10 protein-coding genes are annotated in these 12,271 nt (G+C 70.6%); 5 read left to right on the forward strand and 5 right to left on the reverse strand.

Annotation, left to right across the window (positions count from 1 at the left end; all coding sequences use genetic code 11):
* Window positions 1-76 precede the first annotated feature (76 nt).
* Window positions 77-1,219: an oxygenase MpaB family protein gene (locus tag NR798_RS04590; protein ID WP_375770179.1), complete on the forward strand. Its 1,143-nt coding sequence runs from the start codon at window positions 77-79 to the stop codon at window positions 1,217-1,219.
* Between the two features lie 6 nt (window positions 1,220-1,225).
* Here the strand turns inward: NR798_RS04590 and NR798_RS04595 are convergent, their stop codons facing one another.
* Both NR798_RS04595 and NR798_RS04600 read right to left on the reverse strand, forming a co-directional pair.
* Window positions 1,226-3,451 (reverse strand): ATP-binding protein, encoded by a 2,226-nt coding sequence (locus NR798_RS04595; protein WP_375770180.1) that lies wholly within the window; start codon window positions 3,449-3,451, stop codon window positions 1,226-1,228.
* A 91-nt stretch (window positions 3,452-3,542) separates the two neighbouring features.
* The gene (locus NR798_RS04600) at window positions 3,543-3,956 is read right to left on the reverse strand and encodes a type II secretion system protein GspG (protein WP_375770181.1); all 414 of its coding nucleotides are present in this window, start codon (window positions 3,954-3,956) and stop codon (window positions 3,543-3,545) included.
* Window positions 3,957-4,176: 220 nt separating this feature from the next.
* On the opposite strand from NR798_RS04600, the gene NR798_RS04605 reads away from it, so the two are divergent.
* Window positions 4,177-6,144: a 4-alpha-glucanotransferase gene (locus tag NR798_RS04605; RefSeq protein ID WP_375770182.1), complete on the forward strand. Its 1,968-nt coding sequence runs from the start codon at window positions 4,177-4,179 to the stop codon at window positions 6,142-6,144.
* Window positions 6,145-6,153: 9 nt separating this feature from the next.
* Here NR798_RS04605 and NR798_RS04610 read toward each other — a convergent pair whose 3' ends face one another.
* Window positions 6,154-6,831: a hypothetical protein gene (locus NR798_RS04610; RefSeq protein ID WP_375770183.1), complete on the reverse strand. Its 678-nt coding sequence runs from the start codon at window positions 6,829-6,831 to the stop codon at window positions 6,154-6,156.
* Window positions 6,832-6,934: 103 nt separating this feature from the next.
* A complete protein-coding gene (locus tag NR798_RS04615; protein ID WP_375770184.1) occupies window positions 6,935-7,411 on the reverse strand; it encodes a CHRD domain-containing protein in 477 nt (158 codons plus the stop codon).
* Between the two features lie 241 nt (window positions 7,412-7,652).
* Between NR798_RS04615 and NR798_RS04620 the strand changes: the two genes are divergently transcribed.
* The 3 genes from NR798_RS04620 (at window position 7,653) to NR798_RS04630 (ending at window position 11,623) form a co-directional block, all read left to right on the forward strand.
* Window positions 7,653-8,945 carry a pyridoxal phosphate-dependent aminotransferase gene (locus NR798_RS04620; protein WP_375770185.1) on the forward strand — a complete coding sequence of 431 codons (1,293 nt, stop codon included), beginning with the start codon at window positions 7,653-7,655 and terminating at the stop codon, window positions 8,943-8,945.
* Window positions 8,946-9,086: 141 nt separating this feature from the next.
* Complete coding sequence (locus NR798_RS04625; RefSeq protein WP_375770186.1) at window positions 9,087-10,385, forward strand: NTP/NDP exchange transporter; 1,299 nt, start codon at window positions 9,087-9,089, stop codon at window positions 10,383-10,385.
* A gap of 59 nt (window positions 10,386-10,444) precedes the next feature.
* On the forward strand, window positions 10,445-11,623 hold the full coding sequence (locus NR798_RS04630; RefSeq protein ID WP_375770187.1) for an SDR family oxidoreductase: 1,179 nt from the start codon (window positions 10,445-10,447) through the stop codon (window positions 11,621-11,623).
* 137 nt (window positions 11,624-11,760) lie between these two features.
* Here NR798_RS04630 and NR798_RS04635 read toward each other — a convergent pair whose 3' ends face one another.
* A complete protein-coding gene (locus NR798_RS04635; RefSeq protein ID WP_375770188.1) occupies window positions 11,761-12,201 on the reverse strand; it encodes a hypothetical protein in 441 nt (146 codons plus the stop codon).
* Window positions 12,202-12,271: the final 70 nt, after the last annotated feature.

Here is a 12,271-nt window from a genome sequence, read left to right on the forward strand (position 1 = left end):
CCGAGGGGCTGTGCCAGACTGGCGCCCCGCGCTTCGCGTGAATGCGGAGGGCGAGGTCATTTCGGGGGTACTGCCCATGACGGACGTGCACTGGACGAACGAGTTCCTGGATTCCATGCGCGAGGTGTGTGACCCGCCGGCGGACGAGGCCGTGGGGAGCCTCTTCGCGCAGGGGATGGTGGGTTCCGCCAATGAGCTGATGAAGCAGCTGGTGGCGCACGAGACGGTGACGGCGGAGCAGCTGCCGGTGCCGTTGCGCGGCTACTTCGAGCAGAGCGCGAAGCTGCCCTCGTGGGCGGACAAGGAGCTCATCCGCGAGGGGCAGGCGGTGTTCAGCCGGTGTGGCTCGCTGTCGGTGGTGGCGCTGGTGTGCGCGGGGCTGCCCACCTGCTACGCGGGGGCCGAGGGCGTGCAGGTGCTGCACCTCACGGCGCGGCTGCAGACGGACACCAAGCGGCGGATCATCGAGACGGCGCAGATGGTGGTGGACGTGATGTCGCCGGGAGGCCTGGAGCCGGACGGCTGGGGCCTGAAGGACGCGCAGAAGGTGCGGTTGATGCACGCGGCGGTGCGCCACCTCATCCGGCAGAGCGGCCGGTGGGATGCCACGTGGGGCCAGCCCATCAACCAGGAGGACATGGCCGGCACGCTGGTGACGTTCTCGGTGGTGACGATTCGCGCGCTGACGAAGCTGGGCTACACGCTGGAGCCGCGCGAGGAGCAGGCCTACTACCATGCGTGGCGGGTGGTGGGGTACCTGATGGGGGTGGACGAGCGGCTGCTGCCGGAGACGTACGAGGAGGGCTGCCGCCTGGCGGACGCCATCTTCGGGCGGGTGTTCCGCGCGAGCGACGCGGGCAAGGCGATGGCGGGCGCGCTCATCGAGCAGGTGGAGCACATCATCCCCGGCAACATCTTCGATGGGCTGTGCAGCACGCTCATCCGCCATCTGATCAGCGACGAGACGGCGGATCTGATCGCCGTGCCGCCGGCGGACTGGACGAAGGCGTTGATCAAGCCGCTGCAGTTGCTGGGCTGGGTGATGGACGAGGGCGACGAGGCGAACGTGGTGAACGCGAAGCTGAGCGAGCTGTTCGGGCGCAAGCTGCTGGAGGGAATCGTGTGGGTGAGCCGCGGCCACGAGCGCCCGCCCTTCCGCATCCCCGAGACGTTGCGCGCGTCGTGGAACGTGCGCAGCCGCGAGCAGCAGCTGGCCTGAGGCGGCTCAGCCCTGGGGGACGGCGGCGGTGCCGAGCGTGAAGCGGAACGTGCTGCCCTGCCCCGGTGTGGACTCCACCCAGATGCGCCCACCGTGGCGCTCGACGATCTTCTTGCAGATGGACAGGCCGATGCCCGTGCCCGGGTACTCCTCCTTGCCGTGCAGCCGCTGGAAGATGGCGAAGATGCGCTCGTAGTACTGCGGCTCGATGCCGATGCCGTTGTCCTCCACGGCCACGGTGACGGTGTCCCCCTCGCTCGTGGCCGACACGCGGATGTGCGGGGGCCGCTCGCCCCGGAACTTCACCGCGTTGCCCACCAGGTTCTGCAGCAGCTGCGCCAGCTGCGTCTCGTCTCCCTTCACCCACGGCAGCGGCTCCACCTTCACCTCCGCGCCGGACTCCCGCAGGGCCAGGTGCAGGTGCGACAGGGCTCGCTCCATGCTGCGCTCCAGCGGCACCGGCACCAGCTCCTTGCCCCGCGTGCCCACGCGCGAGAAGGCCAGCAGATCATTGATGAGCGCCTGCATGCGCGTGGCGCCGTCCACCGCGTAGCGGATGAACTCGTCGGCGTCCGCGTCCAGCTTGCCCTTGTAGCGCCGTGACAGGAGCTGCACGTAGCTGGCCACCATGCGCAGCGGCTCCTGCAGGTCGTGCGAGGCCACGTAGGCGAACTGCTCCAGGTCCGCGTTGGAGCGCGACAGCTCCTGGGCACGCTGGGCCAGCTCGGCCTGGGCCTTCTCCAGACTCGCGAGCAGCCCGGCGGTGTGCTGGCGGGCCCGCTCGGCCTCGGCGCGCGCCGCCTGCTCGCGCACCAGCCGCCGTGCGTCCTCCTCCAGGGCGAGCCGCTCGGTGATGTCGGTGCACACGCCCGTCAGCCGCGAGGGCCGGCCCTGCTCGTCCAACGTGAGCCGCCCATGGGCCTCCACCCAGCGCACCCGCCCGTCCGGCAGGATGATGCGGTACTGCACGTGGTGCTCCGGCTGGAGCTCGGCCACCACCCGCTGGATGCTGGTGAGCACCCGCTCGCGGTCCTCGGGGTGCATGTCGCTCTGGTAGTCCTCGAAGCTGCCGCCGAAGCTACCCTCGGGGATGCCGTGGATGCGCTCCAGCTCGGGCGCCCAGTTGACGCGCTGGGCCTGGATGTCCCACTCCCAGGCGCCCATGCGGCCCGCCTCGAGCGCCACCGCCTGCCGGGCCTGGGCGCGCCGGGCCTCGGTGTAGAGGCGGGCGTTGTCCACCGCGAGCGCGGCCCGGCGGGCCAGCTCCTCCACCAGCCGCAGCTCCTCCTGCCCCAGCCTCCGCAGCGACTCCGCGGTGGCCAACGTGAGCGTGCCCAGCGTCCGCCCCCGGGCGTTGAGGGGCACCACCATGATGGAGCGCAGCCCCAGCTCGCGCAGCAGGCGCAGGTGCTCCTCGTCCCGTGCGGCCGCCACCAGCATCGCGTCGGTGATGTCGGAGGTGAGCTCCGGCTGGCCCGTGCGCATCACGTGGTCGATGCCGCTCCTGGCCCCGGGGTCCGTCGGGTAGAGGTCGGCCAGCCGCCGCGCCAGCTCCACCTTGGCCGGGTCCATGTGGATGGAGGCCACCTGCCGCGAAGGGGTGGTGTCACCCGCGAGGTGCACCGCGCACCAGTCCGCCAGCCGCGGCACCAGCAGGCGCGCGGTGGCGGCCAGCGTGTTCTCCAGCTCGAGCGAGGTGGAGAGCAGCTCCCCGGCCTCGGCCAGCAGGCTCAGCCGCTCCTGGGTCCGCATCACCTCGGTGACGTCCCGGAAGACGTTGACGGCGTACACCACCCGGCCTTGCGCGTCGCGCACCGGCGCCGCGGACACCCGGTACCAGTGCTCCTCGCCCGTGTGCCTGTCGCGGAAGCGCAGCACCCGATCAGGGGTGCTCTTGCCGCAGACCACCTGCCGCCCGGGCAGTTGGCCGAGGTCGATGGGCTGGCCCGTGGAATCGAGCACCTCGTAGCGCTCGAACACCCTGGCTCCGCCCACGCGCAGCAACTCCTCCGAAGAGGAGACGCCGAGGATGCGGGCCGCGGCGGGGTTGGCGAAGCACAGGGACAAGTCCTGTGCCTGCACGGTGACGCCCTCGTTCACCTGCGCGAAGAGCGCATCCACCAGCGGGCGGGCCTGCTCGAAGAGCCGGGCGAGCAGCTCCGCCGACAGCCCCTCGCCGGCACCGGCCGCCGGCAGGGGAGGGAGCGAGGGAGGAAGGGCCGCCGTGCTCATCAGGAACTCCAAGTCGAAGAAGACGTCTCCCGGGGAGGCCGAAAGCTCCCAATGCAACGCGGGGACGTCCATCCGCATGCCCGGTCAGTGTTCACTGGTGGGAGGCAGGAGCACGGCTGGAGATGTCCGCATCCGGACCTTCGCCACCCGGTGCCCCATCGGCGCCGTAGCTCCACACCACGGGCAGCCCCTCCTGGAGCGCATACCCGTACGGGAGTCCCCAGGGGTCGCGCGGAAGCCGCTCCAGGTCGTGGAGGTCCACGAGGTGCTGGAGGCCTTCCCCGGTGGAGGGGTAGCGCTGGTGCCGTTTGTGGAAGAGCTTCAGGGCGCTCTGGAGGGCCGACAGGTCACGCTCGGCTACCTCCGGCTTCGTGGGGAGGCACACGTGACCGATCAGCAACAGCGGAGCGAGCCACAGCATCGCCGCCACGGCCAGGAAGGACGCGGCGAGGAGGAGCGCGCGCAGGGCGGCCTTCCAGTGGAGCTTGCGATGCGCGTGAGACATGTGCGGAGCCCTTTCAATCCGCGTACCGGCCGCTCGCGCGAGGCCGGCCCTCCTCTCCACGAGTCATTTCCCTCCACTGCATGTCCGGGCTGTCCCTGGGGCTTCGCGTCCGTCTGTCATTCTGTCAGCACCCGCGCAGAGCCGGGCGGCTCCGGGCGGGAAGGGGTTCACCGCCTCGCCGCTATCTCCTAGGGTGGGCCTCTCCCCCCGACTGGTGCCGATGCCCCGAGGAAACCTGCCCGAAGACTACCGGCGACACGTGACGGCGGCCCTGGCCGCGCTCGGCGTGCGCAACCTGGTGCTGAGCATCCACGATCCGAGCTTCCCGAGCACACCAGGTGAGGACACCGGCCGGGGCTCGCCGTACTCGGAAGGGGGCATGGGCTTCCTCGAGTTCGCGCGCGAGCTGGGCTTCAACGGCATCCAGCTCGGCCCGCAGGGGCAGACGTCGGAGGACAACGCCTCGCCGTATGACGGGACGCTCTTCACGCGCAACGTGCTGAACGTGGCGCTCGCGCCGCTCACGCACGAGGACTCCTGGGGCGGGCTGCTGCGGCCCGAGCGTCTGCAGTCCCTCGTCTCGGCCCGTCCGGGCGGGGAGGGGCGGGTGAGGCACCGCTACGCCTTCCGGGCCCAGACCGAGGCGCTGGAGGATGCCTGGGACGCCTTCCGGCACAAGCGGCTCCAGGCGGCGCCCGGCAGTCCCGTGGCGTGGCTCTCCGAGCACTTCGACACCTTCCGGCGCGAGCACCACGAGTGGCTGGAGCGCGACGCGCTCTACGACGTGCTGTGCACGGAGCATGGCCGCCCCTACTGGAAGGAGTGGCCGAGCGAGTGGGACCGGCGGCTGTGGAGCCCGCGCCCCGGGGAGGAGACCTCGTTCGCCCATCGCCGCAAGGTGCTGCTGACGAAGTACGCGGGGCAGGTGGAGGCCTATGCCTTCCGGCAGTTCCTCGTGCACTCGCAGCACGCGGCGCTGCGGGAGCGGACGGCGGCGTGGGGGCTGAAGCTGTACGGCGATCTGCAGATTGGTTTCTCGCCGAGGGATGCGTGGGCGTACCAGGGGCTCTTCCTGGGCTCGTACCTGATGGGCGCGCCGCCCAGCCGCACCAACCCCGAGGGCCAGCCGTGGAACTACCCGGTGTTGGATCCGGGGCAGTACCACGCGCCACCGGACGTCTCGGGTCCGTACCCCGGCGTGCGGCAGCCCGGGCCCGTGCTGTGGTTCATGGGCTCGCGGGTGAACAAGATGCTGTCCGAGTACGACGGGCTGCGCATCGACCATCCGCACGGGCTGGTGTGTCCGTGGGTGTACCGGGCCGGAGAGCTGAACGCGGTGCGCGCGGTGCAGCACGGGGCGCGGCTGTTCTCCTCGCCGGACCTGCCGGACCATCCGGAGCTGGCGCGCTGGGCCCTCGTGGCACCGGAGCAGTTGGAGCGCTCGCTGCCGCGCTACGCGGATGGCTGGGTGCGGGAGCTGAGTCAGGAGCAGGTGCGCCGCTACGGCGCGATCTTCGATGCCATCATCGCCGCGGCGCACGCGCATGGGCGCAAGCTGTCGGACGTGCTGTGCGAGGTGTTGAGCACCATGCCCCGTCCGTTGCAGCGGGTGCTGGAGCAGTACGGGCTGGGGCGCTTCCGGGTGACGCAGAAGGCGGACCTGACGAATCCGCGGGACGTGTACCGGAGCGAGAACGCCGAGCCCCAGGATTGGATCATGGTGGGCAACCACGACACCCGGCCCATCTGGGCGCTGGCGGACCGGTGGCGCAAGGAGGGCGAGGCGCGGGCGCAGGCGGACTACCTGGCGTGGCGGCTGCACCCGGAGGAGGAGGGGCGGGAGGACTTCGCGCGGCGGCTGGTGGAGGAGCCGGGGCTGCTGGTGCAGGCGAAGTTCGCGGACCTCTTCGCCAGCCGGGCGGAGAACGTGATGGTGTTCTTCGCGGACCTGCTGGGGATGAAGGAGACGTACAACGCGCCCGGCACGGTGAGCGAGGAGAACTGGAGCCTGCGCGTGCCGGGCGGCTACCGGCGCGAGTACGGGGAGAAGCTCGGGAGCGATGAGGCGCTCAACCTGCCGCTGGCACTGGCGCTGGCGCTGCGCGCGGGCGGTGAGGCGGCTCGCGCGCGGCACGGGCAGCTCATCGCGGCCCTGGAGCGGCTGGCCGGAGAGCTGCGGCGCGGGTGAGGGGCGTGCTCAGTGCTGCACGTCCACCACGAGGCGGGTGGGCTCGCGCAGCTCCATCACCCGGTACTTGTTGGGGCTCTTCACGCCGAGCACCCAGGTGACCTCGCCCTCGAAGTCACACGTCAGCTCCAGCTCCTGCACCATGGGCAGGCCGGGCTTGCGCTCGCGCTCGGCGACGGTGACCTGGGAGCCCTCGTGCGCCTGGGCGGGCTGGACGCGGACCTGCAGCCAGCCCTGGCCGGCGACTTCCGTCGGGTCTCCCGAGCCGCACTTGATGACCGGCTTGTCGACGTACTCGATGTGGTAGCCGGGCAGTTGGTCGCCGTCGAACTGGAGCACGAGGCGATCGAAGCCCTCGTTGCGAGCGGTGCGCACCTCGCGCAGCGTCACCGGCGCGAAGCCCGCGCGCTTGACGTCCACGAGCCCCGCGGTCCACTCGCGGTTCTTCGGATCCTCCGGCTGCGCGGCCTGGGAGCCCGGAGCGGTGGGGGCGGGCGTGGCACCGGCATCGGTGTCCGTCACGGTGCCCGCGCTGGTGGGCTGCACGGCGGGCTCCGCGGGCGGAGCGGGCTTCTCGGCGGTGGGCTCCGCGGGTGGAGGCGTGGGAGCCTCCTCCTTCTTGCATCCAGCCGCCGCGAGGCAGGCGGCGAGCCCCAGCGTCGGCATCCAACGTCCAAGCACCTTCATCATCGTCCTCCTGGCGGCCCGCGAGTCCGGGCCGGGCGGCGCCCCATGTGGCACGAGCGCCGTCCGAGCGCCAGCAGGATTGGCGGGGATGAAGGAGGCCGCGTCAGTCCTTGCTCTGGGTGGGAATCAGCTGGCCGCGAATCTCACCCATCGGATTGTTGACGGTGTGGACGTTCACGTAGAAGAGCCCGTCCTTGAAGGCCTCCTTCTCCTCGTCGGAGAGGTTCTTGGTGCCGGTGTAGCTCCCGTTGCGCTGGTCGCTGGTGGTGACGGTGAGGTTGAGGACGACGGGGCCATTGGTGCCCTGCGCCGCCTGGTGGACGTGGGCCGAGCTCTCCGTGTTGGGCGCCACCTGGAGGTTGCTCTGCAGCCCGCTGAAGGTGCCGGTGATGGTGAGCTTGTCTCCCTCGAGCCTGGCGGTGGCGACCCCATTGGTGGTGGCGGGCACCGACGTGGGGGGGACCTCGTTGGCACCCGAGAGCTGGGTGGTTGCGATGTAGGGCTCTTCCCCGCAGCCGGCCAGCGCCAGCAGTCCGGCGCCCAGCACCACCAGCATCGACCAACGCTTCGTGTCACGCATGTGCATCAGGGTCTCCTGTCTGTTTGCCCGGGGAGCGTGTCTAAAGCACTTCCGCGTCACCAGGGTTCCTCGGGGAAGGGAAGTGCCAGGAACCGGGCAGTCCCGGTGGAGCGGGGAGGAGGGGATGCGCCGGGGGTGTTCATCCAGGGGGAGCGGAAAATCCCACGGACTCTTGGGAGGACGTACCCCGCCGCGTATATCGTGCGGCCCGCACGCGTATCCCCCTTGGAGTGATGCCCCCATGGCTCTCGACCTTTCTTCCCTGCTTGGCCCTCGCCGGGACGACACCGTTGGTACGATGGTGCGTGGCCTCATCGGCAGCGAAATCCTCCGCATCGCCGGGGAGATCCGTGAACTGGTGGGCCAGGGGAAACAGGTGTGCAACCTCACCGTGGGGGACTTCAGCCCCCGCGAGTTCCCCATCCCCGACGCGTTGGGGGACGCCATCGCCGCGGCGCTGAAGGCCGGCGAGACGAACTACCCGCCCTCGGATGGTGTGCTGGCGTTGCGGCAGGCGGTGGTGCGCTTCTACGAGCGCGCGCTGGGCCTGAAGTATCCGCTGGACAGCGTGCTCATCGCCGGAGGGGCGCGGCCGGTCATCTACGCCATCTTCCGCGCGGTGGTGGATGCGGGCGAGACGGTCATCTACCCGGTGCCCTCGTGGAACAACAACCACTACTCGTACATGGTGGGGGCCAGGCCGGTGGAGGTGGTGACGAGCCCCGAGCACGGCTTCATGCCCACGGTGGAGCAGCTGGCGCCGCACCTGCCCGAGGCGCGGCTGTTGTGCCTGTGCAGCCCGCTCAACCCCACGGGCACTATGATTTCTCCCGAGGCCCTGCGTGACATCGGCCAGCGCGTGGTGGAGGAGAACCGCAAGCGCGAGGCGCAGGGGCGCAAGCCGCTCATCGTCATGTATGACCAGATTTATTGGACGCTGACGTTCGGGCAGACGAAGCACGTGACGCCGCTGGAGCTGGTGCCGGAGCTGGCGCCGTACACGGTGTTCGTGGATGGCATCTCCAAGGCGTTCGCGGCCACGGGCGTGCGCGTGGGCTGGGCGGTGGGGCCGCCGTCCATCGTCTCGCGGATGAAGGACGTGCTGGGGCACGTGGGGGCGTGGGCGCCCAAGGCCGAGCAGGTGGCGGTGGGGAAGTTCCTGGACGATGTGCCGGCGGTGGCGGGCTACCTGGAGACGATGAAGCGGCGGGTGGACGAGCGGCTGGTGGCGCTGCACCAGGGCTTCACGGCGATGAAGGCGGCGGGGCTGCCGGTGCGCTCCATCGCGCCGCAGGGGGCCATCTACCTGTCGGTGCAGTTCGATCTGATCGGCAAGGCGGGGCTGCGGACGAACGACGACATCCGCAAGCGGCTGCTGGACAAGGCGGGCTTCGCGCTGGTGCCCTTCCAGGCCTTCGGGTTGAAGGACGACACGGGCTGGTTCCGCCTGTCGGTGGGCGCCGTCTCCATGGAGGAGATCAAGGCGGCGCTGCCGAGGGTGGAAGCGGTGCTGCGCGAGGTGGTGGGCAGGTAGCGGGCCGGGCCCCTGTCCGGGGGCCCTGGTCTGGTGGGCCCCGCGCACCTCGGGAATAGTGCCGGAGTGCCGTGGTTGATGGCGGCACGCTCGGAGGGGAGGCAACCCCTTCCGGAGCACCCCCAGACGGTACCAGCACCCATGCTCAAGAAATTCGTGGACGTGAAGGAGGGGGAGACGGGGCCGGTCCTGCTCTCCTTCGTCTACTTCTTCACGCTGATGTGCGGCTACGCCATCCTCAAGCCGCTGCGGGACGAGATGGCGACGGCGGGGGGCGTGAAGAACGTATCGTGGCTCTTCACGGCGACGTTCGTGGTGATGCTGGTGGCGATGCCGGCCTTCTCCGCGCTGGTGGCGCGCTGGCCGCGGCAGCGGGTGATTCCCCTCGTCTACCGCTTCTTCCTGCTCAACCTGCTGGGCTTCTTCCTGGTGCTGAAGCTGGACGTGGTGGCGCGCGAGCACGTGGCGCGCGCCTTCTTCGTCTGGGTGAGCGTCTACAACCTCTTCGTCGTCTCCATCTTCTGGAGCTTCATGGCGGACCTGTTCGCGAGCGAGCAGGGCCGGCGCCTCTTCGGCTTCATCGCCGCCGGGGGCACGGTGGGGATGGTGGTGGGGCCCTTCCTCGTCCAGCACCTGGCCGAGCCGCTCGGGGCCACCCACCTGATGCTCCTCACCGCGGTGCTGCTGGAGGTGAGCGCCCAATGCGTGCGGCTGTTGTCGCGCCAGGCCCGTGTCGTGCAGCCCCGGGCGGCCGTCGCCGAGGCTCCGGTGGGCGGTGGCGTCTTCGCCGGTTTCCGGCTGCTCTTCTCCTCGCCCCTGCTGCTGGGGCTGGCGTTGCAGATGCTCCTGTACGCCGCCACCTCCACCTTCCTCTACAACCAGCAGGCCCACATCGTGGCCTCGGTGGCCTCCGGCGCCAACGCCCGCACCGCCGCCTTCGCCAACATCGAGTTCTGGGTGCAGGCCCTCACACTCGTGCTGCAGACGATGGTGACGGGCCGCCTCATGGCGCGCTTCGGCCTGGGCGTGGTGCTGGCCGTGGCCCCGCTGCTCACCGTGCTGGGCTTCCTCGGGCTGGCGCTGGTGCCCGGCATGCTCATGCTCATCGGCTTCCGCTCGCTGCGCGGCGCCTCGCACTACGCCTTCGAGCGGCCCGGGCGCGAGGTCCTCTTCACCAGCGTGGACCGCGAGACGAAGTACAAGTCCAAGGGCTTCATCGACACCGTGGTGTACCGCGGCAGCGACTCGGTGAGCTCCTGGATGTATACGGGCCTCGACAAGCTGGGCCTGGGCGCCCCGGCGCTGGCGATGGTCGCCGTGCCCGTGGCGGCCCTGTGGCTCGCGGTGTCCGTGTGGCTCTCCCGGCTCGCCCGGCACCAGCACCCTTCCGCTCCCGCCGGGACGTCCGCGCTGGCTTCCACCGCCGACGCGGTCCGCTGACCGCCCGCGTGCGACTCGGCACGACTTCATCCGTTCCACTCAAAGAGGGGGTAGTCCGCATGAAGCTGACTCGCAGAGGGGTGTTGCAGGGAGGCGCCGCGCTCGGTTCGCTCTGGGCCGTGGGGTGTGCCACCACCAAGAAGGAGGGCAGTCAGGAGGGCAGTGAGGTGGCGAAGGCCTCCGCGCCCAAGGGAGGCGGCAAGCGCATCCTCATCCTCGGGGGCACCGGCTTCCTCGGGCCCCAGTTGGTGGAGGCGGCGCGCGCGCGTGGCCACACCGTCACCCTCTTCAACCGGGGCAAGACGCGGCCCCACCTCTTCCCGGACGTGGAGAAGCTGCACGGCGACAGAGACCCCAAGAACGGCGAGGGCCTGAAGGTGCTCGAGGGCCGCAGCTGGGACGCCGTCGTCGACACCTCCGGCTACGTGCCTCGCGTGGTGCGCGCCTCGGCGGAGCTGCTGGCGCCCAACGTGGGCCACTACGTCTTCATCTCCTCCATCTCCGTCTACAAGGAGATGCCCCGGCCGGGCATGGACGAGGACTCGCCGCTGGCCACCGTGGACGATCCCACCAACGAGAACGTCCGCGAGAACTACGGCGCCCTCAAGGCGCTCTGCGAGAAGGCGGCCGAGGCGGCCTTCCCCGGGCGCACCACCAACATCCGCCCCGGCCTCATCGTGGGCCCGGATGACCCCACCCAGCGCTTCACCTACTGGCCGGTGCGCGTGGCCCGCGGCGGCGAGGTGCTCGCTCCCGGCAGCGGCGCTGACCCCGCGCAGTTCATCGACGTGCGCGACCTGGCCGAGTGGACCCTCCTCGCCATCGAGAACAAGGACTTCGGCACCTTCAACGCCACGGGCCCGGCGAAGCCGCTCACCATGAAGGAGCTGCTGGAGGCCTGCAAACAGGCCAGCAACAGCGACGCCACCTTCACCTGGGCCGACGCCGCCTTCCTCGAGAAGCACAACGTGCGGGCCTGGATGGACATGCCCGTGTGGGTGACACCCACGGGCGAGATGGCGGGCATGAGCGCCGTCAGCAACGCCCGGGCGGTGGCGCGTGGACTGAAGTTCCGCCCGGCGGTGGACACGGCACGCGACACGCTCACCTGGTTCAACGGGTTGCCCCCGGAGCGGCAGGCGGAGTTGCAGAAGCGCGCCGGCCTTCCTCCGGAGCGCGAGCGCGAGGTGCTCGCCGCCTGGCACCAGCAGCAGGCCACGCCCGCCAGCGCCCCCTGAGGCGAAGCGGCGGGCAAAAAACGGGGGATGCCTCGTTCGCACCGAGGCACCCCCCCTCCCTTCGGCCTCGACTTCTCTGCCCTCCCCCTCCACCGGGGCAGGAGTCGTCAGGCCGTCGACCTCGGTGTCCCGAGGTCCTACCAGCTGTAGATGCCACCCACATCCACCCCCAGGTCGGGGTCCTGGTCGTGGGCCCGCTTGCCGCGCGGGCCGCGGGCGCCAGGCTCCTCGCCGCGGTTCAGCTCTGTGTCGAGCACGATGGGGGCCACCGACAGCCGGGGTGACATGGGGCGGACCGATGCGAGGCACGTCACCCCCGTGACCGCCTCGCGCAGTCCAGCCGTCACTCCGGCCTCTGTCAGCACCGCCAACCAGGTCCGGTTCGCCCCCGCGAAAGACGCCAGCCGGGGTACCGCCAGCCGGTGGCCCCCATCGCGCTCGGACTGCCCGGCCATCGAGGCCGACCGGGCCAGAGTCTTCATCACCCGCGCGCTCTGCTCCCCCCCCATGTGCAGCACCACGCCCGCCTCGCCCTCGCCCCGCCACAACCCATGGACCTGATGACGCGTCGCCTTCATGCTGTTCTCCAGCTCGCACTGCATGGGCTGCCCCCCCTCCGCAGCACGCCCGTGAGCCGATCGGTGACCG

The organism is Archangium gephyra, assembly GCF_042230915.1.
GTDB classification, from domain to species: Bacteria; Myxococcota; Myxococcia; order Myxococcales; family Myxococcaceae; genus Archangium; species Archangium gephyra_B.

Excerpts from the sequence above, each read along its gene's own strand:
- NR798_RS04615 (WP_375770184.1), bottom strand. The coding sequence starts at position 7,411 with ATGCGTGACACGAAGCGTTGGTCGATGCTGGTGGTGCTGGGCGCCGGA.
- NR798_RS04595 (WP_375770180.1), bottom strand. The coding sequence starts at position 3,451 with ATGAGCACGGCGGCCCTTCCTCCCTCGCTCCCTCCCCTGCCGGCGGCC.
- NR798_RS04590 (WP_375770179.1), top strand. The coding sequence starts at position 77 with ATGACGGACGTGCACTGGACGAACGAGTTCCTGGATTCCATGCGCGAG.
- NR798_RS04635 (WP_375770188.1), bottom strand. The coding sequence starts at position 12,201 with ATGAAGGCGACGCGTCATCAGGTCCATGGGTTGTGGCGGGGCGAGGGC.
- NR798_RS04630 (WP_375770187.1), top strand. The coding sequence starts at position 10,445 with ATGAAGCTGACTCGCAGAGGGGTGTTGCAGGGAGGCGCCGCGCTCGGT.
- NR798_RS04625 (WP_375770186.1), top strand. The coding sequence starts at position 9,087 with ATGCTCAAGAAATTCGTGGACGTGAAGGAGGGGGAGACGGGGCCGGTC.
- NR798_RS04605 (WP_375770182.1), top strand. The coding sequence starts at position 4,177 with ATGCCCCGAGGAAACCTGCCCGAAGACTACCGGCGACACGTGACGGCG.
- NR798_RS04600 (WP_375770181.1), bottom strand. The coding sequence starts at position 3,956 with ATGTCTCACGCGCATCGCAAGCTCCACTGGAAGGCCGCCCTGCGCGCG.
- NR798_RS04610 (WP_375770183.1), bottom strand. The coding sequence starts at position 6,831 with ATGAAGGTGCTTGGACGTTGGATGCCGACGCTGGGGCTCGCCGCCTGC.
- NR798_RS04620 (WP_375770185.1), top strand. The coding sequence starts at position 7,653 with ATGGCTCTCGACCTTTCTTCCCTGCTTGGCCCTCGCCGGGACGACACC.